Here is a 26,856-nt window from a genome sequence, read left to right on the forward strand (position 1 = left end):
AGTGGCCTTTTTTGTACCTATAGATGAAAATAATTACACCGTATGAGTGATATTTATTCACTCTACAGTACGGAATTTTAAACGTAGACTAACGCGCAACTCTCATACTTTATAGTTATTTATGTTGCTGTTAAAACTCACCATTGCGCCATTACTTTTATTATTTATTCACTTTGCTCAAAAACGCTTTGGCAGTTTTGTAAGCGGTATTATTCCGGGCTTGCCTATTACATCGGGCCCTATTTCGTATTTTATTGCGCTTGAGCAAGGTAAGTTATTTGCCAGTAACTCGGCTGTGGCGTCGCTGTATGGCATGAGCGGTATAGGCTTATTTTGTTTTTGTTATGCTGCCATGCTTGCAAAATACGGGGTAGTTAAAGCGCTGTTTGCTGCATTAACACTATGGTGCGCTTTTAGTGCATTTACCTTGTTATTGCCGGTGAATATTGCCTTTGCATCGGTGCTCTCGCTCAGTACTTTATTGGTGCTTGCGCTGGCATCGAGTAAGTTAAAATTTGCGCCCGATGCCAAACCTTTTACCGCTGCGTGGGAGCTGCCGCTAAAAATGTTACTGGTCAGCTGCTTTATTATGTTAGTTACGTTTATATCGGCAAAAATAGGGGCAATGTGGAGCGGGTTACTTTCTACTTTTCCGGTAATTTTGGCGGTTATGGGCAGTATTGCGCATGCAAGTGATAAAAAATACTCGGCGTATAAGGTGCTTAACGGCGGCATTATTGGCTCGTTAGGGGGCTGTGTGTTTTTTGCTGTGATTGCACTCGCGCTTAAGTTTGAATTTGTGATTTGGCAGGTATATGCAGCGGCTGCAGTGTGCTCAACTTTATTTACCATTATTATGAGCCACTATGTAAACCGTAAACAATTTGCCAAGCCGGCTACGGTTTAATAGCAATAAGCAGTATTGCTTAAATTTAGCCATCTACTAACGTGAGCGGTTTAACCTTTCGTTGTATTTTTTCGTGGTACATGGCGGTGTCGCCCGCTTTTAAAATTTCATCAATAGAGTGGGGCGGTTCACTAAATACGGTAGTACCCATACTCGCTTTAATGGCTATAGGGTCGTTGTTGTGATTTATTGTGAGCCTATTTAAGGCGGTTTTTAAATGATGAGTTTTAGGATTTACCTGCGCATTAGTATAAAAATGTGCAAGTACGACAAATTCATCACCGCCTAAGCGCCCTACAGCATCGCTGCTGCGAACACTGCTTTTTAAGCAACGGGCAACGTTGCATAAAGCGTCATCGCCTACAGCATGGCCGTAGCTGTCGTTTATTTGTTTAAAGTCGTCTAAATCTATATACATCAAACATAATACGCCGCCTTTTTTGGCGTGCATATTGATAAGCGCGGATGATTTTTTAGCCCAGCCCCTGCGGTTTAAAATACCACAAAGGGGGTCGTAGTCTGCTTCGGTTTCGGCGCGCTTTTGTGCAATTCGCATTCGGCTTATACGCCTTGAAACCGCAACAGCTAATAAAAATGATTCAACCGCAAACGCTAAGACAAACCCATAACGCTGCATAAACGGGCTTTGGTTAATAAGCAGCACCCTAAAAATCATACTTACTAATACAAAGCTAAGCGCTACAAATACGAGTGTTGCCTCGCGTACACCTTTGAGGGCTTGCATGGCTGCTAAAGTAAAAATAACAGCCACAATAAACAGCGAAGAATAAGCCATTATATGCCCTGCTATTGTCCAAAATAACAGGTCGGTAACGAGCATTTTAAGTACCGCGCATAGCATTACAGTACAGGCCAATGTTTTGAGCAGCTTGGTTAATTTAGGCCAGCGTTTATTAGTCTCGAGTAACGCAAGCATAAACCATGTGGCACTTAGTACGGTTAAGCCAATGCTAAGTAGGTATAAGTTAAAAATAACGCCAGAGACATGCTGCGTTACAAATAAATACAGTTGCCCTTCTTGGAGTAAAATAAAGCTGCCAATACAAAAAATGTAAATGCTGTAGAGCTTAAATACACTTTCGTTAAGTCTATGTCCCATTATTAATACATAAAAAATAAGTGTAATGCACAACCCATAAAATGAGCCCATAATCAGCGAATGTTGCTGTGCTTTTTTAAAATAAATATGAGTTGGCTGCCATTTAAACCGCGGTGTGTAATTAAGCTTTGATTCTAATGTTATTGTGGCTGTAAAAGCCCCCGAGTCCATTAAGTAGGCTACTTGCCCTGCTTTTAAGGGCGCTTTTACAGTGTTGTTTTGCTGCCAAGTAAAGCTATCTAGCCCCGGGCGTAAAAAGCTTAGTACGCCACCATTTTTAACAGAGCAACTTATTTTATATTGATTAACACCGCGTTGAGCAGTGAGTTCAGAAGGAGTATTTACCTTTAGCACAGAGGCAGGCGTGGGTGAGTTTAAGTGCTTTATTTTACATGTATCGGCAGCATGAGAATCAAAAGTAATAAATAACGTGAGCAAAGTAATGAAAACAAAAAAGAGCGCCCCCTTATTTTTAGGTGGGAAAAACGTCAATCTATTACCTTTATAGCTCATAAGCGGATCCAATTTTTACTACTTTTTTTATACTAGCAGAGCCGGACTATTTAGCTATTAGTTTACTGTTTAATAACGCTTAAAAGTGCGCTATTAAACTAGCTCCTGAGGTGCTTATGCCCGCTAAGTACAAAATAGCCGCAACTTAGTTAAGCAATTAAAAACACCATGTTGATAATTTGGCAATAATATTCGTATTAATTGTTTTAAATGATGATAGTAAACTGTACTCATTGGTTACTAGCCTTATTAACAATAAAACAGGATCACACTATGAAATACTTACACTCATTATTAAGCTCTAACGCAGGAATGGCAGCACTTATTTTACGTGTACCCGTTGGTTTAATTTTAGCAGCGCACGGCGCACAAAAATTATTTGCTTGGTTTGGTGGCTACGGTCTTGAAGGCACAGGGCAGTGGATGGCAAGCATTGGCCTTGAGCCTGGCTATTGGCTTGCAATGATGGCAGGCAGCGCTGAATTTTTTGGCGGCATTGCCTTAGTCATTGGTTTATTAACGCGCCCAGCGGCTGTAGTTACGGCGTTTACTATGCTGATTGCGATATTTAGCGTACACATTAGTCATGGTTTATTTGCAGCAAACAACGGCTATGAGTTCGCACTTACTTTGTTAGTTGCCACGGCTGCACTGGCTATACAAGGGGCAGGTAGCTTATCGGTTGATAACGTAATTGCTAAAAAGTTAGCGAACAAATCGCTGCCTCAGTAGTAGTAAATAACAATTCAGTATTAAAAAAATAGCGGCTAAATTAGCCGCTATTTTTGTATGGGTTAAGCGCTGTTTTATTTAGCACTGAATTTTAAAGAGTAGTTGTATTGCTTTTGCTCTAGTAAATACTCTTTATGGGTACTTGGGCTCCACGAGTCATCGCCGCCAACCCCCATATGTTGATGGTCAATATGTACATGTAAGCAATCATCAGCGACTAGCTCATTAGTGTGCTTTGCTTGCGTTAACATGCTTTGCGAATACTCGTTGGCGGCAAATAAAAACGTACCAGTCACGTTTAAGTTATTAATGCTTAGTAATTGGCAATCACTACGTACGCCATTATCGGTTGGGAATATATACGGAGTATGTAGCTCATTATATTGTGCGCTGTAATACCCTAAGCGCGCAGCAGCTTTACGATCTGGGTAGTTTTCAAATGGGCCTAAACCAAGCCAATTTACTTGTATATCGCTTGGTTTATTAAGCGTTGTGCTTACCCCTATGCGTGGCATGGGCGGGAGAGTATCGTTTAGTTGTACATCAATATTTAAGTTAATTTCACCTGTATTATTAAGTGTATAAAACCAAGTTGTTTTTGCTTGTACTGCGCCATTAAATTCATAACTAAATACACAGGTAATACGTATATCTACTTTTGATTGCACGACTTCAAACGAGCGACATGTACGCTGCCACTGCCCAATACCTGCTCTTAACCAGCGTGCTTCCCATGCGTTAGGGTCTAGGTTGTCTACTTCGCTTACGCCTATGTCGTTATCAAGCGGGGCGCGGTAAAAATTATCAACCAATGGGCTTTTAATAACTTGGGTTTGATTGTGCAGCCATTGCTCAATAAGGCCTGATTGGCTATTAAACACAAGTTTAAAGGTATCGCCTTCAATGCTTAGCTGTGTGTTGGTTTCGCTAATATTTAGTGCGCCGTGCGTTGAGGCGTTTGTTAACGCAGGCGAAAATGTATCAGCGCTTAAACTTTGGCTATTTATAAGCTTAAATTGCTCGGTGTTTAATACATGCTCGGCATTTGCAAAGCTTGAGTCGTTAATCAGTGCAACATCTAAATTAAGGTGATATTGCGCACCTGCTTTAAACACCAATTTTGTATTAATCGTTAGCGTTTGCGTGCTTTGCGGAGCAATATTAATAACTTGCTCGCCTTGCTCTACACATTGGCCATTTTCTATTAACTGCCAAACCAGTTTTTCGTTATCGGTTGCTCTAAATACATAATCACTAAATACATCAACGGTGTATTGGTTTTGAGTTTGCTCTCGCAGCGTAAATTGTAAATGTTGCTGGCTGTATTTAGCTTCAAACAGGCTTGGGTGCGGTGTACGGTCTGGAAATAATAAGCCGTTTATACAAAATTGGCGGTCGTTTAGTTCATCACCAAAATCGCCACCGTAAGCCCAGTAATGCTTGCCGTTTTTATCTGTTTTAGATAAACCTTGATCGACCCAATCCCAAATAAAGCCACCTTGCAAACGCGGGTATTCTCTAAATGCTTGCCAGTAATCGTCAAAGCTACCTAGGCTGTTACCCATTGCATGGGCGTATTCACATAAAATAAGTGGGCGCGTTTCACCTGGTAGGCTTAACCATTTTTTTATAGAGTATTTAGGTACGGCGTCATCGGCAACATGGGTATCTACACGGGCATACATAGGGCAAATAATATCGGTTGCGGTGGTATTTGCGCCGCCACCTTCGTATTGCACTGGGCGCGATGGGTCAAAGCTTTTAGACCAGCCGTACATCGCATCGTGGTTGGCACCGTGCCCGCATTCGTTACCCAGTGACCAAATAATAATAGAGGCGTGGTTTTTATCGCGCTCAACCATTTGCGTATAGCGCGACATAAATGCACCAGCCCACTGCGGATCGCTCGCTAAACGCCCCATAGGAAACATGCCGTGGGTTTCTATATTGGCTTCGTCTACTACGTATAAACCTAGCTCGTCACATAACTCGTAAAAGCGTGGATGGTTAGGGTAGTGAGCGGTGCGTACTGCATTAAAGTTATTTTGCTTCATCAGCTTAATATCTTCAATCATGTCGGTGGTACTCACCGTGTGGCCGTTTTCGGGGTGGTGTTCGTGGCGGTTAACACCGCGAATAAGTAGCGGTTTGCCGTTTAAGCAAAGCTGCCCGTTAAGCATTTCTACTTTTCTAAAGCCAATGTTGTAGGCTTCTACATCTACAGTGTTGCCTTGCTCATCTAGTAAGCTTACAACACAGCGGTATAAGGTCGGGGTTTCGGCGGTCCATTTTTTAGGGTTTTGTATATCAATTGTTTGAAATACTACATCGCTCCAACCGCCTTTTTCATCAACGCGTTTATTGTTAGTGCTTTGTATGTGTGGCTCACACAGTGCCTGTTCACCATCAAAAACCTGTACTGCTACTTGGTAGTTATTTGGCGCATCTATTGCGGTTTTTATATGTAGCGCTGCATCGCGGTAGCAGGCGTCTAAATCTGGGGTTATAAATACATCGCGTATTTGGTGTTGTGGTTTAGTAAGTAAATTAACATCGCGGAATATACCGCTTAGCCACCACATGTCTTGATCTTCTAGGTAACTGCCATCGCTCCAGCGAATAACCATAACCGCAATGCGGTTGGTGCCAGCCACTAACAGTTTGCTTAAATCAAATTCGCTGGGTAAGCGGCTATCCTGCGAGTAGCCCACCCATTGACCGTTACACCAAAGGTGAAACGCCGAGTTTACGCCTTCAAAAATAATATGATTACGCTGAGCTAATTGATCCGCCGTAATAGTAAACTCAGTGCGGTAGCAACCTGTTGGGTTATCGCTTGGTACAAATGGCGGGTTTACTGCAAAGGGGTATTTAACATTACAATAAATAGGTTTATCAAAGCCGTGTAGTTGCCAGTTAGAAGGCACTGGAATACTTTGCCAGTCGCTGGCGAGTGTTTCACTTAGCAATGACTCATCAACCGCTTCGGGTTTATCAAATAATTTAAAATCCCACTGGCCGTTTAAACTTTGTTTTTGTGATTGTGTGTTGGTACGGGCATGGTCAACGCTTTTAAAACCATTAAGTGGGCTGTGTGCTTTTACTTGATTAACTTGCACCGAAATAGGGTTTTCCCAATCGCGACGGTTAATTATGTGCTGTAGTGAGTTCATTAGTGTCCTATTGCATGTGTGGCAATTAAAGTGGCTTAAATATAGCTAAAATAATGTGTTGCGGTTATGCTTAAAGCTCTCTTTTATTTATCCAAAACTATCATTTTAAATTATGCGCAACACCATTGTAGATGTACTCGATATTGGCCCAGAGTGTACAGAGCGGTTTATTGATTTAGCCACGCTTTCGCAAATGCCAAGCCTTGAAATAGAGCTGGCAGGTTGCTCAAATTTATTGGGTGATTATTGTGTTGCGCGTACTAACCCGCTTGAACACACTCTTTTTTATACCTTGGCTGGCCAGGGCACGCTAAAAACCATTAATAACCAATATGCACTTGCCGAAAATAGCTTAGCTATATTGCCTGCAAGGCAAAGTTTTGAGGTTAAAATAGCGAGCGAAAAATGGGATGTTATTTGGCTAAACCTTGCAAACACCAAGCGTTGGCAACATTTAAATTTAGCGCAGGCTAAAGTATTAACTAATCAGCAGTTAGCGCCATTACATTTAGCTATGGAGCTTTTATACAGCGAGACAAACGCTACTTTGCGCGAAGGCGTAATGCCTATTTTAAGCCACTACTTAAATACTACGCTTCAAAGCGAGCCGCAAATAGGCGGGCAAAATAGATTAACCAGCTTGTTTTTAGAGGTAGAAGAACGCCTGCAGTTTGATTGGACAATAGAGGCTATGTGCGAACAAGTACATTACTCAGCACCGCATTTACACAGGTTATGCCAAGCGCAATTTGGTAAAAGTCCTATGCAGCAGCTGATTTATTTACGTATTAAACGGGCTAAAAACTTGCTACTAAATACCCGCTGGCCGGTTGCCCATATTGCCGCTTACGTGGGGTACCCTAATATATTTAATTTTTCAAAACGGTTTAAAAAATCAGTGGGCGTGTCACCCACTGAGTTTAGAAAAATGAGCATTTAAAAAATAGCTTGGTATAAAAAGCCTGCACCAATAGCCATAGTAATAATGACAAACAAAAAGGCGGCTATCATTTGGTTTTTAAAAATTGATTTAAGCAAAATAACTTCTGTTAAGCTTGCGCCCGCGCTGCCAATTATTAATGCCATTACCGAGCCAAGCGCCATGCCTTTTTTGACCAATGCGGCACTTAGCGGAATAACGGCTTCGGCTCTAATATAAAGTGGAATACCAATAATGGCTGCAATAGGAATGGCATACCACATACCATCGCCCGCATATTTAGCAATTAGCTCGGTAGGAATAAAGCCATAAATAAACGAGCCTATTGCTACCCCTAGCATTAAGTACGGAAACACCTGTTTAAAGTCTTTAAAGGTTGCATGCCACACTTTTACCCAGCGATTAGGCTGCGCTTTTTTAGTAGGCTCTATTGCTTTAGGTTCGCCGCAGCTTGTGGTTGCACAGCTTGGCTCAACTTCTTTAGGCTCACTACAGCTTGGTTTTGCGCAGCTACTAGTAGATTCTGTGCTGTAAGCTTCTGGTTTTACATACCTTTCAAAGCCTAGCTTTTCAAGGGTATAGCCTGCTACAACCGACACCACCATAGCCACTAAAAAGTAAAATAAAGCGACCTGCCAGCCAAAGGTAATTACAAATAACCCAATGATCACCGGGTTAAGTAGCGGGCTGCCAAATAAAAATACCATCATAGGGCCAAAGCCCGCTCTCGCTCTTAATAATCCTTTTAAAAACGGAATGGTTGAGCACGAACAAAATGGTGTAATAGCCCCCAATAAAGCAGCAACAACGTAGCCCTTACCGTTTTTTGAACTTAAAATAGATTGAATTTTTTCGGGTGTTATAAATAGCTGTAAAACACCCACTAAATAACTAATAACAATAAATAAAATAGTTAACTCTGTAGCTAAAAAGGCAAACATGCCTAACGCCTCTTTTGCCATTGCTAGCATTTCATTACTCATAACGCACTCCAAAGTACACAGGGTATAACTTACGTTAAGTAAGTTATATTTCGAATTTTATGGAAGTATATTGATGGGCAATAATATCGTCAATACTTTATTTCTAGATATATAGAAATAGTTTTTATGCCCTTGTTTTTAAATGTTTTATTTTTTAACTTTTAAGGTAACTTGCTAATAAAGCTGTATTTAAAGATTCAAATTGTTATTATTTCTAATAATTTAGAAATTACGAGGTTGTAATGGAAATTATCGACGTTGCAAAAGCATTAAAAGAATTAGGCCATCCTACGCGTTTAACTATATATAAGCGTGTAGTTAAAGCAGGGCACACTGGAATTAGTGTTGGCAATATACAAGAAGAGCTAAGCATGGCGGGCTCTACACTTTCGCACCATATATCGGGCTTAGTTAACGCTGGGCTAATTAGCCAAAGGCGCGAAGGGCGCACGCTTTATTGCGTGGCTATGTACCAGCGCTTAGACGATGTAATTGGTTTTTTACAAAACGAATGTTGTGTAGACGAAGGGCAGTAAACTTTTATCAACGGTTTTGCGCGTTGTTTATTGACCTCAAGACGCGCGCGGGTTTAATATGCCGCTGTTCCTAGTTTGTAAAATAGGAACCTACTTTAAATTTAATTAGGTAATGGATGCGCTCAAACTACTTTTTAGTCGTGATACTTCTTGTGCTTGTACACAGCTTTATTAGCTGTGATGCTGCCGCGTATCATTTACAAGAAGAAGTCGATCATGCTTCGCACATTCAGTCTGTGGCCGATACAGACGATGAAGACGCGCAACCACCTACCGAAATTCATGCCCATCAGCATTGCCACTGTGGTTACTACAGTACGATAAATCATTCAATAAGCCCTGAACAAAGCCAAGCCACAAACAATGCTTGTTACAATGGTTTAAATTACCCACCAGATGTTCCGCCACCCAATTTTTATAGCTAGTTTTTAATTTTAAACACTTTGTATATAACTGCCTGCGCCTGTGCGCTACAAGGCTAGTTATGTACATATTTAGGTTGCTTAATCGCGCTTGTTTTTAAAATAGGCATAGTGATTAAGCCAACTCTGTTTGTTAAAACGGATATGCTATATGAACAAAAAACTACTTATGCTGGTGGCGCTACTGTGTGCACTACCAACACTGAGCGCTTTGGCAAAAAGCGAGCCTCAAAACGTATTAACGCTAAAGCAAGCGCTTAAAAATACCGAGCAGCAAAACTTACAGCTTAAACGCTACCCGTACCATCAAAAAATATTAACCGCGCTTAAAAGCCAAGCCGCGCTTTCACCTAACCCTGAGCTGAGCTTTGAAGCTGAAAACTTTTTAGGAACTCATGGCTCTCATGCGTTTTCGGGGGCGCAGTACACGCTGGCTTTAAGCCAGTTAATTGAGCTTGGCGATAAACGCCAAAATCGTATTAATTACGCTACTGCAAATATAAAAGCGCAAACAATTGAGTATAAAAATACTCGGTTAGCACTTTTAGCAACCACCGCTGAGCGTTATTACCAAGTGCTAAAATTTCAGGCGTTAATTGCACTAAACAGTGAGCGTAAAAACACTGTTAAGCAGGCACTCAACGCAATTGAAAAACGCGCTAAAGCCGGTGCGGTCTCAAGTGCTGATGTAACCCGCATGCGTTATGCATTAAGCCAAGTAGATTTAAACACGGCCATGCTACAAAGTGAATTTGAGCGCTCTCGCTTAGCACTCAATGAGCTTTGGCAAGAGGAGCAAGTGAGTGATTACTATGCGGGAGATTTATCAAAAATAGCTGCTATTAAAAGTGAGGCAGCGTTACTTGATATGGTAAATACAGCACCAGAATTTGCACTACTACAGCAGCAATACATGCAACAAACGGCTAATTTAGCACTGCAAAAATCAACGGGTCAAAGTGATTTAACCCTTGGTGGTGGTGTGCGATATAACCAGCAAGCTGATGCCAGCTCGTTAGTGTTTTCGTTTTCAATGCCGCTGCAATTAAGTAACGCTAATGGCGGTAATATTGAGGCGGCGCAGCATCAGCTTACGCTACTTAATGAACAACAAGGGCAATTACGTATACAGTTACGTAAGCAAATACGCACGCTCTATGCGTATTACCAAGGTAAAGCGGCGCAAGCACAGCTTTTAACACAGCGCGTTATTCCACAAGCGCAAACGCTCATAAAACAAAGTTTAAAAAGCTATCAACAAGGGCAAATATCGGTATTGCAATTACTCGATGCACAGCAAGCTTTATTTGATTCTAAACGTGCACTTATCAACACCCATAGCGAGCTATATCAAGTGCTCCTTACCCTTGAGCGTTTAACTGGCCAACCTTTAATTGAGACTCATCAATCATGAATAAAACTCTTATCGCATTATTAATTACGCAATTACTTACACTCCCATTTTTAAGTAGCATGGCTATGGCATCTGATGACAATCACGAAGAAAGTCATGGTGACAGCCACGAACAAGGCCATAAAGACGAACACACACAAAAAGGCCCGCATGGCGGCTTTTTACTAACCAATAACGCCCTTGATTTAGAGCTTAAATTAACCCAGTTTGCCGGTAATACCGAGCTGCGAATATATGGGTTTAATAACGGTAAAGCCGTTGATGTAAACCAGTTAGAGGTAACCATAAACGTGCAGCGTTTAAGTGAAGCGCCACAGCTTATTCGCTTTAAAGCTGAAGATGACTATTTAGTAAGTACCGTGAGCGTAAACGAGCCGCATTCTTTTAAGCTTGATGTAATGGCTCGCTATAAAGGCGCTGAAATAAATTATCATTATGAGCAAGAAGAAGGGCGTACAACGCTAAGCGAGAAAGCAATTGAACGCGCTGGTATTAAAACTGACATTGCAAAAGCAGGTAGCGTTGAGCTAACCGATACTTTATTTGGTGTTATAGCGCCCACTGCGCAGAGCACCGTTGAAGTAATGGCGCCTTATACCGGGTTAGTTAACGATATTTTTGTAAGCATTGGTCAAAACGTTAAAAAAGGCGATAAGCTTGCCAGCATAACCAACCGCGAAACCCTACAAAATTACACCATAAAAAGTCCAATTACAGGCGTTATTACCGAGCAATATTTAAAGCGCGGCGAGCTTGCCAGTAGCGCGCTAACGCAAATAGTAAACCTTGAAACCGTATGGGTTGAGCTGTCGGCCTTTCCCGATAACATTGAAAAGCTCGCCATAGGGCAAAGCGCTACAGTGTACGACTTACATCATCATTTAAATGCCCAAGGTGAGGTGTTTTACATAGCCCCAATGATGAGTGGCGGGCACATTGCACGTGCGCGAATCGAGCTTAAAAACCCTGATGGCCATTGGCGACCAGGTATGCATGTTAATAGCGACATTAGTACTGCAAAAGTAGATGCGGCTGTACGCGTCAAAGCGATTGCTATTCAGGAATTTAACGGCAAACCTAGCGTGTTTATAAAAAGTGGCAATGTGTTTGAAGTACGCCCAGTAAAACTCGGTGCTAAAAACAGCGAATGGGTAGAAGTGCTTGAAGGGCTTTCGCCAACCAGTGAGTACGTAACTGAGAACAGTTATGTAATTAAAGCCGATATTTTAAAAAGCGGCGCAAGCCATTCACATTAGGAGGCAGCATGATTAACTGGATAGTTTCGTTTGCGGTTAAGCGCCGCATGATGGTGCTTGCACTCACACTTTTATTTGCTGGGTTTGGCGTCTACAACACACAAAATTTAGCCGTTGATGCCGTACCCGATATAACTAATGTGCAAGTGCAAATAAATACCAAAGCGCCGGGCTTTACCCCGCTTGAAGCCGAGCAGCGTATTACGTATTTAATTGAAACTGCAATGGCGGGTATTCCAAAGCTTGATTATACCCGCTCAATTTCGCGTTATGGGCTTTCGCAAGTTACCGTTATTTTTAATGAAGGCACCGATATTTACTGGGCGCGCCAGCAAATTAGTGAGCGTATTCAAAGTATTAGATCAGATTTACCTGCCAATATTGAACCAAACTTAGGGCCAATTGCCAGCGGGTTAGGGGAGATTTTTACTTATTCTGTGCATGCAAATAACGGTGCATTAAAAGATGATGGCACGCCATTTAATGCAGAAGATTTACGTACCCTGCAAGATTGGGTTATTCGTCCGCAGCTATTAAAAGTAAAAGGTGTTACCGAAATAAACAGCCAAGGAGGCTTTGAGCGCCAGTACCAAGTAGCGCCCATGCCTGAAAAGCTACTCGCTTATAAGCTCACGCTAAGTGATGTTATTACAGCACTTAAATTAAATAATAGTAACCAAGGTGCAGGGTTTATAGAGCGTTTTGACGGGCAATATTTAGTGCGCTCACCAGGGCAATTAAAAACCATTGATGATATAGCCAATACCGTGGTTGCTAAGCGCGATGATGCACCCGTTCGCATAAAAGATGTGGCGAACGTGCGTTTAGGCAAAGAGCTCAGAACCGGCGCCGCTACTTATAATGGTAAAGAAACCGTGCTTGGCACCGCCATGATGCTCATTGGTGAAAACAGCCGCGTAGTGGCAAAAGCCATGGCTGAAAAACTTAAAGATGTACAACTTAGCTTACCAGCTGGTGTAGTGGTTGAGCCCGTGTACGACAGAACAACCCTTGTTGATAAAACCATAGACACTGTAAAAACGAACCTGTTTGAAGGTGCGGTGTTGGTGGTTGTTATTTTACTGCTACTACTGGGTAACGTAACTGGCGCATTGATTACGGCCATGGTTATTCCGCTTAGTATGTTATTTGCCATTACCGGTATGGTAGGTAATAGAGTGTCGGGTAACTTAATGAGCTTAGGCGCAATCGATTTTGGTTTAATTGTTGATGGCGCAGTAATTGTGGTTGAAAACTGTTTAAGGCAACTTGGCCTTGCGCAGCATAAACATGGCAGGCTACTTACACTAAGCGAGCGTTTAAATGTGGTAACCGCCGCCACTAAAGAAGTGTTCAGTCCAGCAGTATTTGGCATTTTAATTATTATGCTGGTGTATTTACCGCTGTTTGCATTAAGTGGTGTTGAGGGCAAAATGTTTCAGCCAATGGCGTTTACAGTGGTTGCTGCATTAGTGGGCGCACTTATTTTTGCAGTAACTTTTGTACCTGCCGCCATTGCGGTATTTGTGCGAGGAAAAGTAAGTGAGAGCGAAAATTCCGTGATGCGCGGAATTAAAAAAGGCTATAAACCGCTACTTGGCTTATCGCTTAAATTACCGTGGGTGATGGTTAGTATTGCGGGTGTGCTTGTAATTGCGCTTGGCTTTAAAGTTAAAAATATGGGGGCTGAGTTTTTACCGCAGCTTGATGAGGGCGATATAGCTATGCATGCGCTGCGCATTACCGGCACCGGTATTGAGCAATCGGTAAAAATGCAAAAAGAGCTAGAGCAAGCCATTTTAGCTAAGCCTGAGGTGGCTAATGTATTTTCAAAAATTGGTACTCCCGATGTAGCAAACGATCCTATGCCACCTAACGTTGCCGACACCTTTTTAATGTTAAAACCTCGCGATCAATGGCCAAATCCCGCTTTAAGCAAAGAAGAACTGGTTAAGCAAATTCGCCATTTGGTAAATGAAGTACCAGGTAACAACTATGAGTTTACCCAACCAATAGAAATGCGCTTTAACGAGTTAATAGCTGGCGTGCGGGCCGATGTGGCAGTGCGTATTTACGGCGATGATTTATCAACATTAAAACAGTATGGCGAAAAAGCCACAGCCTTGGTGCAAAGCATTACTGGCGCAACCGATGTACGCCTTGAGCAAATGGAAGGCCTGCCTACGCTTTCGGTTACGCCGCTTCGCGACCACATGGCGCTGCTAGGTTTAACAGTAACCGATATACAGCAAAGTGTAAGTGCTGCTATAGGCGGTGTGCAAACTGGGCTTATTTATGAAGGCGATAAACGCTTTTCGTTATTAGTGCGTTTAGATGAGCGTTGGTCTAGCGATGTAACACAGCTTGCACGTTTACCTGTTGCTGTGCCAAAAAGTGCTAATCCCGACCTTGCATTTGTACCGCTTGGCGAAGTTGCAAATATTAGTATTGATAAAGGGCCTAATCAAATAAACCGTGAAAGCGGTAAGCGTAATGTTGTAGTAACTGCAAATGTAGAAGGGCGCGATTTAGCAAGCTTTGTAAGCGACGCGCAAGCCGCTTTAAATTCGCAGCTTAATTTACCTAGTGGTTATTGGATTGAATACGGCGGCACGTTTGAACAACTAGAATCGGCAAGTAAGCGGCTATCGCTGGTGGTACCGGTTACTTTATTACTTATATTTGGCCTGCTTTATAGCGCGTTTAATTCACTGCGTGATTCGTTAATTATATTTAGTGGCGTACCACTTGCCCTTAGTGGTGGTGTGCTTGCGTTACTGCTACGCGATATGCCGTTATCAATATCGGCAGGTGTGGGGTTTATCGCGCTAAGTGGTGTAGCGGTATTAAATGGCGTGGTTATGCTGTCGTTTATTAAGCAGTTAAGAGCCGATGGGATTAGTTTAGTAGATGCAATACAAACCGGTGCGCTTTCGCGCCTGCGACCAGTACTTATGACGGCTTTAGTGGCGAGTTTAGGGTTTATTCCTATGGCGCTAAATACAGGCACCGGCGCTGAGCTACAAAGGCCGCTGGCGACGGTTGTGGTTGGCGGTATTATTTCATCAACTCTACTGACGCTATTAATATTGCCTGCGCTTTATAAATTAGTGCATGCAAAGTTTATTAGGCATAAAAAGGCTGAGCTTATTTAGTATAGTCTGCAATTTTTTTAATATAAATTATCTATCTGGTTAAATATCTTAACTAAAATAAGCACTCATTTTTTACTTTACTGTGAGCAGAGGAATAGAGTTAAAGGTACTATAGGTATGCAAAACCATCATTTTTCGGCTGATTTCCTAAAATATTAGGCCTTGAGTGAAACAGAGCTAACAAGATATGTCGTGTAGCAGTATAAAGCTATTTTAATGGCTTTTTACTGCTAACTTTTTGTTTATAAAATCGCGCATTTCATCGGTTAATACACTGCTAGAAATATATTGCATACCTTTATTATGGTGCACTAAGTAGCCGTGGTTAGTTTTAATAATATGGGTTATTTCTGCCCACTTAAATGTATGGCTTTTATAGTGGTTTTCGGTGCTAATAGCGTCATCGGTAAACGAAAGAGTAACCGTTGAGCCCGAAGCACGACTAAACATTTGGCGCGTAACCCACCAAGGCCTGCGGTAATAAAAGGCAACGCATTCTAATACACCTAGCATTATTAAAAATGTACCTAGGTAATGATCGTCCATAGCGTAAATACTAATTAAACCTAAGCACACCAGTAATGCCAGCAAAAAATACTTTGGCTTGGCTGCTTTACTATAAGAGTGGGACTCGTCAAAGCATTCGTAGTAGTAGGGTTTATCGAGTGTGTAAGTGGTGGTCAGTGCCATAATTGCTAATAAGTAATAGTTTTCGCTATTTTAACAAGCTAGCGTAAAAATCACACCCGTTAATGTAGGCTATGCATTATAAGAGTTAGAAGCCGCTTTTTATTAGCGCACAAAAAAACGGCTTATTAAAAGCCGTTTTTTACGTTACCAAACAGATTAACAGTTAGTTTCTTCTGCGTTAACGCCTTCTTTTACATTTTCACATGCATCTTCAACAGAGTTTTGCACGTCAGTTACTGCTTCATCAATACGCTCACCTGCTTCTTCTGCGTGGTTGTCTTCACAACCCATCATAAAGAAACCTGCAAATACGGCGATTAGTGCTGCTTTTAAAGTTGTTGAGTTCATAATGTAATTCCTTGTATATGTTGATTGTTTAGTGTTTTAAATATGTTAGTAGCTACCTGGGCGATTTACCGCGCAGCGCACCTGAAACTAAAGAAATCACTAAAAGTACTAAAAAGATAAAGAATATAATTTTTGCTATACCAGCTGCGGCACCTGCGATACCACCAAAACCTAACACTGCAGCGATTAAAGCAATAACTAAAAATGTAATTGTCCAGCGTAACATTGTTTTCTCCTTGGTTATCAAATTCGTTCGAAAGTAATAATGCCAGTTGCGTGCCAGAGTTTAATTTTATTAATTTTCAATATGTTATGGTTTTTTGAGCGAAGATTGTAAACTTAGGATTGGTAAGTTTTACGTTTAACGATGTAACTTATTCACACTATTGTAAAGAGAGTAAAAAAATAAATATTTTTTGTGCGCTGCTTTACTAGTCTTGGTAAGACCAATTTACATTTTAGCCCAAACTGATTTTTTACCTGCCGTTTAACTTACTATTTTTTATAGTTTTTAAGTTTTTTTGGGTTTAACCATATAACCTTTGCCTATAACGGTTATTTTTATCATCTATATCTAAGCTAGTTTAACCCTGTATTAGCTATGTTAACTATTGTGGCTGTATGTTATTTTAATTTTAATTGGTTTTACCAATTGACAGGTGGTGGACAAAGTTAAAAGTTTTGTTATCATTCGGTGAATAATTATTTAAATAAAGCGGTTTTTTATATCGCTATATAGTGCAGGGGGAGAAAAATGGATATAGGAGCTGTACTCACAACCGCAGGTAGCTTGATGCTGACGGGCATGGTGGGCGTGTTTGTATTTCTTTCAATATTGATTGGTGCTGTGTCACTCATGTCTAACTTGGTTGCTCGTTTTGACGAGGCTGAAGTTGCAATACCGGTTAAATCACCATCTTTAAAATCTCAAGGTGTGCCAAGCGAGCACATCGCTGCTATTAGTGCTGCCATTGCTCAGTACAAATCAAATAATAAATAAGAGGCACACATGGCTAAATTAAAATTAACAGAACTTGTTTTACGCGATGCTCATCAGTCTTTACTTGCAACCCGTATGCGCTTAGATGACATGCTCCCTATTGCTAGCAAACTTGATGATGCCGGTTATTGGTCTATTGAGTCATGGGGCGGCGCTACGTTTGACTCGTGTATTCGTTATTTAGGTGAAGACCCGTGGGAGCGTATTCGTGCCCTTAAAAAAGCAATGCCGAATACTAAACAGCAAATGCTATTGCGCGGGCAAAATTTATTGGGTTACCGCCACTATGCCGATGACGTGGTAGAAAAGTTTGTAGAGCGTGCCCACAAAAATGGTGTAGATGTATTTCGTATTTTTGACGCCATGAACGATGTACGTAACTTAGAAACGGCAATTAAAGCGGCTGTAAAAGTAGGAGCACACGCGCAAGGCACTATTTCTTATACTGTAAGCCCAGTGCATACCCTTGATATGTGGTTAACCCTTGCAAAACAGCTAGAGGATTTAGGTTGTCACTCTATTTGTATTAAAGATATGGCAGGCTTATTAAAACCATATGATGCAGAGCAACTTATTAAAGGGCTAAAAGAAACCGTTTCTATCCCTATTGCTATGCAGTGCCATGCAACCACAGGTTTAAGTACTGCTACATATCAAAAAGCCATTGATGCAGGCATTGATATGCTTGATACCGCTATTTCTTCAATGAGTATGACTTACGGTCATTCAGCTACAGAAACCATTGTAGCGATTGTTGAAGGAACGCCCCGCGATACCGAATTAGATTTAAACCAGCTAGAAGAAATAGCGGCTTACTTTAGAGATGTACGTAAAAAGTACGCTGCCTTTGAGGGGAGCCTTAAAGGTGTTGATGGCCGTATTTTACTCGCGCAAGTACCTGGTGGCATGTTAACCAACATGGAAAACCAACTGAAAGAGCAAGGCGCAGCAGATAAGCTAAATGAAGTATTACTTGAGATCCCACGCGTGCGTGAAGATTTAGGTTTTATTCCGCTAGTTACTCCAACATCGCAAATTGTAGGCACACAAGCAGTACTAAATGTGCTTACGGGTGAGCGTTATAAAACAATTACCAAAGAAACCGCCGGTGTTTTAAAAGGCGAGTATGGTTTAACACCTGCACCTATGAACAAAGAGCTGCAAGAGCGAGTGCTTGATGGCAGCGAGGTTATTACGTGTCGCCCTGCAGATAATATAGCCCCAGAGCTTGCATCGCTTGAAGCAGAGCTGCAAAAAGAAGCGCAAGAACAAGGTTTAACACTTGCTGATGAGCAAATAGATGATGTGCTTACCTATGCATTATTCCCACAGGTTGGCCTTAAATTTATTAAAAATCGCAACAACCCAGATGCCTTTGAAGCAGTGCCAAGTGCTGATGATGCAAACGCTAAGCCTGCAGCAAAACCTGCAAATAACAAAGGTGTTAGCGCTGAGCAATACAGCGTTAAAGTTGACGGTAAAGTTTACGATGTAGTGGTTGCGCAAGGTGGCGAGCTTAAAGAGGTAACGCTAAAAGATTCAGAGCACTTACCACAATCAGCATCGGTTGCATCAGGTGAAACACTGAATGCGCCACTGGCGGGTAATATTTTTAAAGTAAAAGTAAAAGCAGGCCAAGCCGTAAACGAAGGCGATGTGGTTGTTATTATGGAAGCGATGAAAATGGAAACCGAGGTTCGTGCAATGCACTCAGGTACTGTGGCTGAGGTCTTAGTGTCTGAAGGTGATGCTGTGACAACGGGCGATGCAATTATAGCGATGGCGTAGGAGTAGCTTTAATGGAAGGTCTTTTAAACCTTTGGCATGCTACCGGCATTGCTAACTTTACGTTTCCTGGCTTAATAATGATTGCGGTAGGGTGTTTGTTGTTGTTTTTAGCCATTGCTAAAAACTTTGAACCCCTATTACTGCTGCCGATTGGCTTTGGCGCAATACTGACTAATATTCCGGTTGCTGGGCTTTCTGACCCAGGTGGTTTGCTTTATTACGTGTACTACGTAGGTATTGATACGGGGATCTTCCCTTTATTAATTTTTATGGGAGTAGGGGCGCTAACCGATTTTAGTGCGCTTATTGCCAACCCGCGTATGTTATTACTGGGTGCAGCCGCGCAGTTTGGTATTTTTGCCACCTTGTTTGGGGCAATTTTATTAAACTATGTACCTGGCTTTGAATTTAGCTTACAAGATGCCTCAGCCATTGCCATTATTGGTGGTGCCGATGGCCCTACAGCTATATTTTTAGCATCAAAGCTTGCCCCTGATTTACTAGGTGCCATTGCGGTTGCTGCTTATTCTTACATGGCGTTAGTGCCAATTATTCAGCCGCCTATTATGCGCGCATTAACTACACCTGATGAGCGTGCTATTAAAATGCCAGAGCTGCGCAAAGTATCTAAAAAAGAGAAAATAGTATTTCCTTTAATGGTACTGAGCTTAACCGCTATGTTTTTACCAGCGGCTATTCCCTTAGTAGGTATGTTCTGTTTAGGTAATTTAATGCGTGAGTCTGGTGTTGTAGATAGGCTTAGTAACAGTGCCCAAAACGAAATTATTAATATAACCACGATATTTTTAGGTTTGGCAGTGGGCTCTAAACTAGCGGCCGATCAGTTTTTAACTGTAGAAACTATTGGTATTTTGGTGCTCGGTGCGTTGGCATTTGCTATTGGTACAGCGTCGGGTGTGTTTATGGCAAAAGGCCTTAACAAGCTTTCTAAAACACCTATTAACCCTTTAATTGGTGCTGCGGGTGTATCGGCAGTACCGATGGCGGCGCGTGTAGTTAATAAAGTTGGGCTTGAGAATAACCCACATAACTTTTTACTTATGCATGCTATGGGGCCAAACGTAGCTGGAGTACTAGGAAGTGCCGTAGCCGCAGGTATATTACTGGCGCTTGTTGGCTAGTATTTAGGATTTAATCCAACCGATTAGCGCAGTTTACTGCGCTTTTTTTATGCCTATAAAACTGCACGTATTAAAGTTTGTTTGCAGACGTATTTTTGTTTACAGTGAGGGCTATGCACACTAATAAGGATAGTCATCATGCTTCACACCCCTTTGGCAAAATATTTACCTCATGTTAGTAGACTCGTTTTTGGCTGTATGGGCCTAGGCGGCGGTTGGAATAAAGACGCCATTACTAAGGCTCACTTAAAGCAAACTCACGAGTGTATTGATGCAGCCATAGCTGGCGGCATTAACTTTTTTGATCACGCCGATATTTATACCTTTGGCAAAGCCGAGCAGGTATTTGGCCAAGCACTAGCTGAGCGACCAGAGCTGCGCGAGCACATGTATATTCAATCTAAATGCGGTATACGCTTTGAAGATGATAAAGGCCCCAAGCGTTACGACTTTTCGGCCAAGTGGATTGAAGAGTCAGTTGAAGGTTCACTTAAACGTTTAAACACCGATTACCTTGATGTGCTTATGCTTCATCGTCCTGATCCGCTAATGGAAGTAGAAGAAATTGCACAAGTATTTAGCTGCCTTCAAGAAAGCGGCAAAGTACGTAATTTTGCCGTATCAAACATGCAGCAGCACCAAATGAACTTTTTACAACATGCCCTAGATATGCCTATTGTTGCTAATCAAATTGAAGCAAGTTTACAAAAACACCAATTTGTTGATGAAGGCGTTTATGCAGGTAATGCAGATGGAAAAGATCTTAACTTTACACCGGGCAGTGTAGAGTATTGCCGCCACTTTGATATTCAAATACAAAGCTGGGGAAGTTTATGCCAAGGGCTATACACAGGGGGCGATTTAACAAATGCATCGCAAGCCGACATAAATACCAGCATACTCGTAAATAAGCTTGCTGCACTTTACGATACAACGCCTGAGGCGATTGTTTTAGCTTGGTTATTACGCCACCCTGCATTAATACAGCCAATTATTGGCACAACGAACGTTGAGCGTATTGCAGCGTCATGCGGTGCGCTAAATGTTACGTTAAGTCGCGAACATTGGTATGCATTGTATGTAAGCGCCAAAGGCCATGAATTACCATAATTAAGGTTTAGGAATGAATATATTTGTTATTTTAATTTGCTTGTTTGTCGCTCTAGCGGTGCTGATACCTTTGCTTGAAAAGTACCAAGGTAAAATGGGGTTGGATGGCGCAACCAAATACAGCAAATATATTTGGCCGCTGGTTATGGTTTCTTTAGTCGTACAGCTAATTTATGTATTAATGAACTAATAAACTAATAAATTAATAAAAAACACAAAAAAGCCTTTGCAGGTTAACCCTGCAAAGGCTTTTTTAGTATCTATAACTTATACGTTACTTAAGTGCTAGCTGTAGTTCGCGATTGCGTTCAAGCTGTGCAATAAAGTTTTCGGCAATAGGTTTAAACTTAGCAAGTTCAGAGCGTGGTAATGGCTCAGACTTAGGTAACTTAACGGTTTTAGGATTACGGTGTACACCATTTACTAAAAATTCGTAGTGCAGGTGCGCGCCTGTTACACGGCCGGTAGAACCCACTGTACCAATTTTGTCACCTTGTTTAACCTTTTGGCCTGTTTTAACAAGCTTTTTGTTAAGGTGTAAGTACTTAGTTACGTACTGTGTGCCATGGCTTATAAATACGTAGTTACCATTGTACTTACTGTAACCTGCTTTAATTACTTTACCGTTACCCGAGGCTACAACCGGTGTGCCTGTACGTGCTGCGTAATCAATACCACGGTGCGCTCTTACTTGCCCTGTTACTGGGTGTAAGCGACGTGGGTTAAAGCTCGAGCTAATATACTTAAAGTTTACCGGCGCACGTAAAAATGCTTTTTTCATGCTGCGCCCTTCAGGCGTATAAAAGCTGCCGTCGGTATGGCGAATAGCCGCATAACGCTGGCCTTGGTTTATAAATTCTGCCGCAATAATTTTACCAGTGCCAATAAACTCGCCATCAACATAATGCGACTCGTAAATTAGCCCAAACTGATCGCCCTTACGAATATCGTTGGCAAAATCCACATCCCAACCAAATATATCAGCAAAGTTCATTATTTGGCGCTCGCTTAAGCCTGCAGCAATTGCTGAGGTCCAAAAGCTGCTAGAAATTTCGCCACCGGCTGTTTTGCTCAGTGTTTCTATTTCTTTGCTATCTATTGATGTGTCGTAATTACCTTCGTCATTTAAGGTAACAAACAAAGTATCTGTTTTTGAAATAACATAACGAAGCTGAGCTAAATCACCGTTTTCTGCTGTTGCAAAACTAAGTATTTCACCTGGGTGAATTTTAGTTAGTTTGCGTGTTTCAGCATTGGTGTTAATTAGCTTGTGAAGCGTTTGCGCTGAAAAGCCAGCACGCTTGAAGATAATTGCTAAATTATCGCCGTTTTTAACTTGATGATCGACTAAGTCGTATTCTGACAGCTTTTCTGCTGCTTCTGGCGAATTTAATTCAGTTAATTTTTCGTTGTCTTCAACTTTAACTTGTAACTCGTAACGCTTACCAATTTCTAGTGCATTTGCACTATTGTCTTTGGATGCAGTCGCTTTTTCTGAAGGAAGAAAGGCTAAGCCAACAATAGCAGAAACCAAACCTAGAATAAGCAATTTGTGTTTTTTGGGAAGCGTGTTAACCACGTGAACCATAACGTGCCTTTTCTGCTGTCGTGAAAATAAAATATATATTAATGCAGGATATACGTAATAAGGTACGAATACTAGTAAATAAAGCTAAAAGCCCCGCAAATGTTAGTAAAATGACAATTTATATTTGTTTAAGTTTATCGATTTAAACTGATTCTAAAGTGCGCTAAAATCGGCGTTTAAACACCATTTCTAATTGCCTAACACAGTGAGACTAGGCTTATTGAGTTTAGTTGCATTATTCGCATAAAAAATTGTTTTAATTAGGTAGAAATTTGTTATGTTAGCAACATAAGTGCTTTTGGTTTAAATCTGTTTTAAACCCTTATGTAGCAAGTCATCTAGTTGCCCCTTCGTTGGCAGAATTTTGGAGTAATACACAGTGGATTTACAAACCGCTCTAGCAGAGATAAAACGCGGTGCAGAAGAGATATTAATTGAAGACGAATTAGTTGAAAAACTAAAGTCGGGCAAAAAGTTAAAAATTAAAGCCGGTTTCGATCCTACCGCGCCAGACTTACATTTAGGTCACACTGTACTAATTAATAAAATGAAAACCTTTCAAGATTTAGGTCATGAGGTTATTTTCTTAATTGGTGACTTTACCGGCATGATTGGCGATCCAACAGGCAAAAATGTAACACGTAAACCACTGACCCGTGAAGATGTACTTGCCAATGCTGAGACTTATAAAGAGCAAGTTTTTAAGATTCTAGACCCAGCTAAAACCACCGTTGCCTTTAACTCTTCGTGGATGGAAAACCTCGGTGCCGCAGGCATGATCAGACTTGCAGCTAATCAAACTGTAGCGCGTATGCTAGAGCGTGACGACTTTAAAAAGCGTTACGGCAACGGACAACCCATTGCAATTCACGAATTTTTATACCCACTCGTACAAGGCTGGGATTCGGTTGCACTTGAGTCAGACGTAGAGCTTGGTGGTACTGATCAGCGCTTTAACCTTTTAATGGGCCGCGAGCTTCAAAAAGTAGAAGGCCAAAAGCCTCAAACAGTATTAATGATGCCATTACTTGAAGGTACTGACGGCGTTCAAAAAATGTCTAAGTCGCTTGGTAATTACATTGGTATTACTGATGCGCCAAACGATATGTTTGGTAAAGTAATGTCGATTAGCGACGTACTTATGTGGCGCTATTACGACTTACTAAGCAGCTTATCAATCGAAGAAATTGCAGCGCAAAAACAACGCGTAGAGCAGGGCACTAACCCGCGTGATATTAAGATTGAGCTGGCGAAAGAGTTAATTGCACGTTTTCACAGTGAAGAAGCTGCGCAAGCCGCACACGATGACTTTATCAAACGTTTTCAGAAAAAAGCGCTACCTGATGAAATCCCTGAGCTGACAATTACCATTGCAGAAGAAGGTATTTTAATTGCTAACTTACTTAAAGAAGCTAATTTAGTAGCCAGTACTTCTGAAGCAATGCGCATGATTAAGCAAGGTGCAGTAAAACTTAACGGTGAAGATAAAATCACTGATACAAAACTTGAAGTAGCAAAAGGCACGACCGCTATTTACCAAGTAGGTAAACGTAAGTTTGCCAACATTACTGTTGCGTAAGCGCAGTTAAAACTAAAAAACCAGTTTAGGCTGGTTTTTTTGTGCGCGTATTTTGGCTGCTAAAAAAACACTAAATCAGCTTTAATATCTCAATACTGATAATAACTAACAGCCAAAAGGCACGCGCTTGATTTAATCTATTTATGATCACAGGGACGTCTTCGGCTTTTGGGAGTCGCTCGGTTCCAATTCGCATTTTATTAAAACGCTTACCAAAATAAACCGCAGGGCCGCCTAGCTGTGCGCCAATAGAGGCGGAGCACACACTTAAAATCCACCCTGTATTTGTTTGATAAAAGTGTCTGCCATAGTGCTTTATGTAATGCATACTTTGTTTACTGGCTTTGCTTGCAGCAATTGTTAATGCAAGTAAGCGTACGGGGATAAATTCGATTATAAACAAAAGTAGTTTAAGCGGTTTTAAAAAGTGGCTATTAGGTGAAATATCGGTGCGCCAAGCATGCTGCATTAAAGTCAGTAGCCGATACGCTAAAGCGGCAATTGGCCCAAGTAATAAAAATATAAATATAACGGTAAAGTAATTACGGGCAGTTCGTAAAATTAAGCTTTCAATTAAGGCTTTAATAATACCTGGCGCTGAGAGCTTATTGACCTCTCGGGCAAGCAGTGGCTTTACGAGTTCACGCGCGGTAGATTTTTGGTTTTGTTTTACTAACTTTGCAACACGCAGGGCTTTTTTTTCAATCGCTTTGCTTTCTAGGCACAAATATAAAATGAGGCCCGCGAGGAGCTCAGGATAAAAGGCAAATTCAAGCAGTAACACAATAATAATAAGAATAACGCTTAAAACTAGCGTACAGGCAAGAGTGGAGGCTAAATAAAGGTAACTTTTAGGCTCACTTGGTTTATAAATCCGTTTTCCTATAGCACTAAATACAGCGGTTAATACTGTATTAGGGTGATACCAGCTTTTTAACGGGAAAAAGCGCTCAGCAATGAGCGCCACAAAAAAGGCAATAAAGTCCAAATGGTTTTGAACAATATTGCTTAGCATTTACAGCGTAACTTTTGTTAGTTTTTCCAATAGTGCAACAACCATTTTTGATGAGTTGATTGATGCAGTCTCTAAGTATTCTTCAAACGATTGCGGCGACTCTTTACCGGCAATGTCAGACATAGAGCGAATAACCACAAATGGCGTATTAAGCGCAAAACACGTTTGTGCAATAGATGCGCCTTCCATTTCTACTGCAAGCATTGTAGGAAAGTCGCTGCGTGCTTTATCAATTCGCACTGGATCACACATAAATGAATCACCCGTACAAATTAAGCCTACTAAGGTTTTTACTTCGCTAATTTGCGCAATGGTTTGCTCGGCAGCTTCAACTAGTTTTGGGTGTGCGGCAAAGCCTGCTGGCATTTGTGGAACTTGGCCGATTTCGTAGCCAAAAGCGGTTACATCTACATCGTGATGGCGTACTTCTGAAGAGATAACAACATCGCCAACACTTAAAGAGGGATCAAAGCCACCGGCAGAACCTGTGTTGATAACACAGTCAGGATTAAAGTTATCAATTAATAACGTGGTTGCAATCGTTGATGCCACTTTACCAATACCCGATTGCACAAGTGTTACTGTATTACCTGCTAATTCGCCTGTGTAAAAGGTAAACCCTGCTTTTGTTAGCACTTGTGGGTTTTGCATTGCTTCACGTAAAATTTTAACTTCTGGCTCCATTGCGCCAATAATACCAACATTCATAGTGTTTGATTCCTGAGTTTGAATACGTAGATTATACGTGAAGTTAGCAATAAAAAACAAAAAAGCGAGCTGTTTTACGGCTCGCTTTAAATACTTTTAGGAGAGTATTTAATTCTATTTTAAATTTCGGCTAACGCAGTGGTTTGGGCTTTAGCCTGAGAAGGTGACAATACCGCAGGTTTACTTACACGATTACGTGTTGGACGAGCCGATTGCACCGCTGCAGGTTTGCCTAATTTAAACATAATTGCATCGCGCACCTCAGAAGCGCGGTAGCCTGATTTTACTTTCATACGAATATGTGGAATGCCAGCGGATTCTAAAGCGCCGTTTACAAACCAGTCGCGCTGCGCTTTGTGGCCATCTTTATTGGCGTTGTTAACTAAATCGACCGCTGCCACTATCGTCATTTTTTCTTTATCTACCAGCACAAAATCGAGTTGTTTATTTTTAGCTTTAGCTAAAGCTGCACGTTTTGATTTAGCAGAAAGGCCTTGCTTGCAGTCGATTACATCGATGAGTTTGACGCGGCTCACAATTTTGTATTGATCGCCTACCGCACGCTCTAAAAGATTTAAAAATGCACCCTCAACCTGTGTAAACACGGTTTGTTTGCGGGTAAAAGGATAGGGATTGCCGCCATCATCACTAAATTTTGACGCAACCACAGAGGCCCCAACCACTAATACTAAAATTGATAATAAAGCGAATTCCATACGGTAACTCCATAACAACAA

The 26,856-nt window shown here is 41.4% G+C and carries 24 protein-coding genes; 14 read left to right on the forward strand and 10 right to left on the reverse strand.

Going from position 1 to position 26,856, the window contains the following annotated elements:
• Positions 1-121: 121 nt before the first annotated feature.
• Entirely contained in the window at positions 122-907 is a 786-nt protein-coding gene (locus tag CWB60_RS17765; protein WP_232423966.1) for a hypothetical protein, read from the forward strand.
• Between the two features lie 25 nt (positions 908-932).
• Here CWB60_RS17765 and CWB60_RS17770 read toward each other — a convergent pair whose 3' ends face one another.
• The gene (locus tag CWB60_RS17770; RefSeq protein ID WP_249318433.1) at positions 933-2,519 is read right to left on the reverse strand and encodes a sensor domain-containing diguanylate cyclase; all 1,587 of its coding nucleotides are present in this window, start codon (positions 2,517-2,519) and stop codon (positions 933-935) included.
• A 294-nt stretch (positions 2,520-2,813) separates the two neighbouring features.
• Here CWB60_RS17770 and CWB60_RS17775 point away from each other — a divergent pair, with 294 nt between their 5' ends.
• Entirely contained in the window at positions 2,814-3,272 is a 459-nt protein-coding gene (locus tag CWB60_RS17775) for a DoxX family protein (protein ID WP_138578516.1), read from the forward strand.
• Between the two features lie 74 nt (positions 3,273-3,346).
• Here the strand turns inward: CWB60_RS17775 and CWB60_RS17780 are convergent, their stop codons facing one another.
• Positions 3,347-6,445 carry a beta-galactosidase gene (locus CWB60_RS17780; RefSeq protein WP_138578518.1) on the reverse strand — a complete coding sequence of 1,033 codons (3,099 nt, stop codon included), beginning with the start codon at positions 6,443-6,445 and terminating at the stop codon, positions 3,347-3,349.
• Between the two features lie 112 nt (positions 6,446-6,557).
• On the opposite strand from CWB60_RS17780, the gene CWB60_RS17785 reads away from it, so the two are divergent.
• The gene (locus CWB60_RS17785) at positions 6,558-7,385 is read left to right on the forward strand and encodes an AraC family transcriptional regulator (RefSeq protein WP_138578520.1); all 828 of its coding nucleotides are present in this window, start codon (positions 6,558-6,560) and stop codon (positions 7,383-7,385) included.
• Here CWB60_RS17785 and CWB60_RS17790 read toward each other — a convergent pair.
• Positions 7,382-8,368, reverse strand: coding sequence for a permease (locus tag CWB60_RS17790; protein ID WP_054982782.1), 987 nt, complete (start codon positions 8,366-8,368; stop codon positions 7,382-7,384). The two genes, CWB60_RS17785 and CWB60_RS17790, sit on opposite strands and share 4 nt — an antisense overlap.
• Positions 8,369-8,610: 242 nt before the next feature.
• Here CWB60_RS17790 and CWB60_RS17795 point away from each other — a divergent pair, with 242 nt between their 5' ends.
• From CWB60_RS17795 to CWB60_RS17815, 5 genes are all read left to right on the forward strand, one after another.
• A complete protein-coding gene (locus tag CWB60_RS17795; protein WP_024033207.1) occupies positions 8,611-8,904 on the forward strand; it encodes an ArsR/SmtB family transcription factor in 294 nt (97 codons plus the stop codon).
• A 116-nt stretch (positions 8,905-9,020) separates the two neighbouring features.
• A complete protein-coding gene (locus tag CWB60_RS17800) occupies positions 9,021-9,329 on the forward strand; it encodes a hypothetical protein (protein ID WP_138578522.1) in 309 nt (102 codons plus the stop codon).
• Positions 9,330-9,477: 148 nt separating this feature from the next.
• Complete coding sequence (locus CWB60_RS17805; RefSeq protein ID WP_121637903.1) at positions 9,478-10,740, forward strand: TolC family protein; 1,263 nt, start codon at positions 9,478-9,480, stop codon at positions 10,738-10,740.
• Positions 10,737-11,996: an efflux RND transporter periplasmic adaptor subunit gene (locus CWB60_RS17810; RefSeq protein WP_138578524.1), complete on the forward strand. Its 1,260-nt coding sequence runs from the start codon at positions 10,737-10,739 to the stop codon at positions 11,994-11,996. The genes CWB60_RS17805 and CWB60_RS17810 overlap by 4 nt, the downstream gene beginning before the upstream one ends.
• An 8-nt stretch (positions 11,997-12,004) precedes the next feature.
• Positions 12,005-15,151, forward strand: a complete 3,147-nt coding sequence (locus tag CWB60_RS17815; protein WP_138578526.1) for an efflux RND transporter permease subunit — start codon at positions 12,005-12,007, stop codon at positions 15,149-15,151.
• A gap of 213 nt (positions 15,152-15,364) precedes the next feature.
• Here the strand turns inward: CWB60_RS17815 and CWB60_RS17820 are convergent, their stop codons facing one another.
• From CWB60_RS17820 to CWB60_RS17830, 3 genes are all read right to left on the reverse strand, one after another.
• On the reverse strand, positions 15,365-15,841 hold the full coding sequence (locus tag CWB60_RS17820) for a YcxB family protein (RefSeq protein WP_138578528.1): 477 nt from the start codon (positions 15,839-15,841) through the stop codon (positions 15,365-15,367).
• Between the two features lie 156 nt (positions 15,842-15,997).
• Positions 15,998-16,189 carry a hypothetical protein gene (locus tag CWB60_RS17825; RefSeq protein WP_004587517.1) on the reverse strand — a complete coding sequence of 64 codons (192 nt, stop codon included), beginning with the start codon at positions 16,187-16,189 and terminating at the stop codon, positions 15,998-16,000.
• 52 nt (positions 16,190-16,241) lie between these two features.
• Positions 16,242-16,415, reverse strand: a complete 174-nt coding sequence (locus CWB60_RS17830) for a DUF1328 domain-containing protein (protein WP_002961939.1) — start codon at positions 16,413-16,415, stop codon at positions 16,242-16,244.
• Positions 16,416-16,943: 528 nt separating this feature from the next.
• On the opposite strand from CWB60_RS17830, the gene CWB60_RS17835 reads away from it, so the two are divergent.
• The 5 genes from CWB60_RS17835 to CWB60_RS20780 all read left to right on the forward strand — a co-directional run bounded on the left by CWB60_RS17835 (position 16,944) and on the right by CWB60_RS20780 (position 21,419).
• Positions 16,944-17,189, forward strand: a complete 246-nt coding sequence (locus tag CWB60_RS17835; RefSeq protein WP_138578530.1) for an OadG family protein — start codon at positions 16,944-16,946, stop codon at positions 17,187-17,189.
• Positions 17,190-17,198: 9 nt separating this feature from the next.
• Positions 17,199-18,977 carry a sodium-extruding oxaloacetate decarboxylase subunit alpha gene (gene oadA / locus CWB60_RS17840; protein WP_064385655.1) on the forward strand — a complete coding sequence of 593 codons (1,779 nt, stop codon included), beginning with the start codon at positions 17,199-17,201 and terminating at the stop codon, positions 18,975-18,977.
• A gap of 11 nt (positions 18,978-18,988) precedes the next feature.
• Entirely contained in the window at positions 18,989-20,119 is a 1,131-nt protein-coding gene (locus tag CWB60_RS17845) for a sodium ion-translocating decarboxylase subunit beta (RefSeq protein WP_004587520.1), read from the forward strand.
• 138 nt (positions 20,120-20,257) lie between these two features.
• The gene (locus CWB60_RS17850; RefSeq protein WP_004587521.1) at positions 20,258-21,229 is read left to right on the forward strand and encodes an aldo/keto reductase; all 972 of its coding nucleotides are present in this window, start codon (positions 20,258-20,260) and stop codon (positions 21,227-21,229) included.
• Positions 21,230-21,242: 13 nt separating this feature from the next.
• Complete coding sequence (locus CWB60_RS20780) at positions 21,243-21,419, forward strand: hypothetical protein (protein WP_004587522.1); 177 nt, start codon at positions 21,243-21,245, stop codon at positions 21,417-21,419.
• An 84-nt stretch (positions 21,420-21,503) separates the two neighbouring features.
• On the opposite strand, the gene CWB60_RS17855 is transcribed toward CWB60_RS20780, so the two are convergent.
• On the reverse strand, positions 21,504-22,817 hold the full coding sequence (locus tag CWB60_RS17855; RefSeq protein WP_138578531.1) for a peptidoglycan DD-metalloendopeptidase family protein: 1,314 nt from the start codon (positions 22,815-22,817) through the stop codon (positions 21,504-21,506).
• 379 nt (positions 22,818-23,196) lie between these two features.
• On the opposite strand from CWB60_RS17855, the gene tyrS reads away from it, so the two are divergent.
• Positions 23,197-24,396, forward strand: a complete 1,200-nt coding sequence (gene tyrS / locus CWB60_RS17860) for a tyrosine--tRNA ligase (protein WP_138578533.1) — start codon at positions 23,197-23,199, stop codon at positions 24,394-24,396.
• A 70-nt stretch (positions 24,397-24,466) separates the two neighbouring features.
• Here tyrS and CWB60_RS17865 read toward each other — a convergent pair whose 3' ends face one another.
• The 3 genes from CWB60_RS17865 to CWB60_RS17875 form a co-directional block, all read right to left on the reverse strand.
• Complete coding sequence (locus tag CWB60_RS17865; protein WP_138578535.1) at positions 24,467-25,411, reverse strand: cobalamin biosynthesis protein CobD/CbiB; 945 nt, start codon at positions 25,409-25,411, stop codon at positions 24,467-24,469.
• Complete coding sequence (mtnN, locus tag CWB60_RS17870) at positions 25,412-26,119, reverse strand: 5'-methylthioadenosine/S-adenosylhomocysteine nucleosidase (protein ID WP_004587526.1); 708 nt, start codon at positions 26,117-26,119, stop codon at positions 25,412-25,414.
• 119 nt (positions 26,120-26,238) lie between these two features.
• Positions 26,239-26,835, reverse strand: a complete 597-nt coding sequence (locus CWB60_RS17875) for a DUF2726 domain-containing protein (RefSeq protein WP_138578537.1) — start codon at positions 26,833-26,835, stop codon at positions 26,239-26,241.
• Positions 26,836-26,856 lie beyond the last annotated feature (21 nt).

The sequence above is a fragment of the Pseudoalteromonas sp. S327 genome, assembly GCF_005886415.1.
GTDB classification, from domain to species: Bacteria; Pseudomonadota; Gammaproteobacteria; order Enterobacterales; family Alteromonadaceae; genus Pseudoalteromonas; species Pseudoalteromonas atlantica.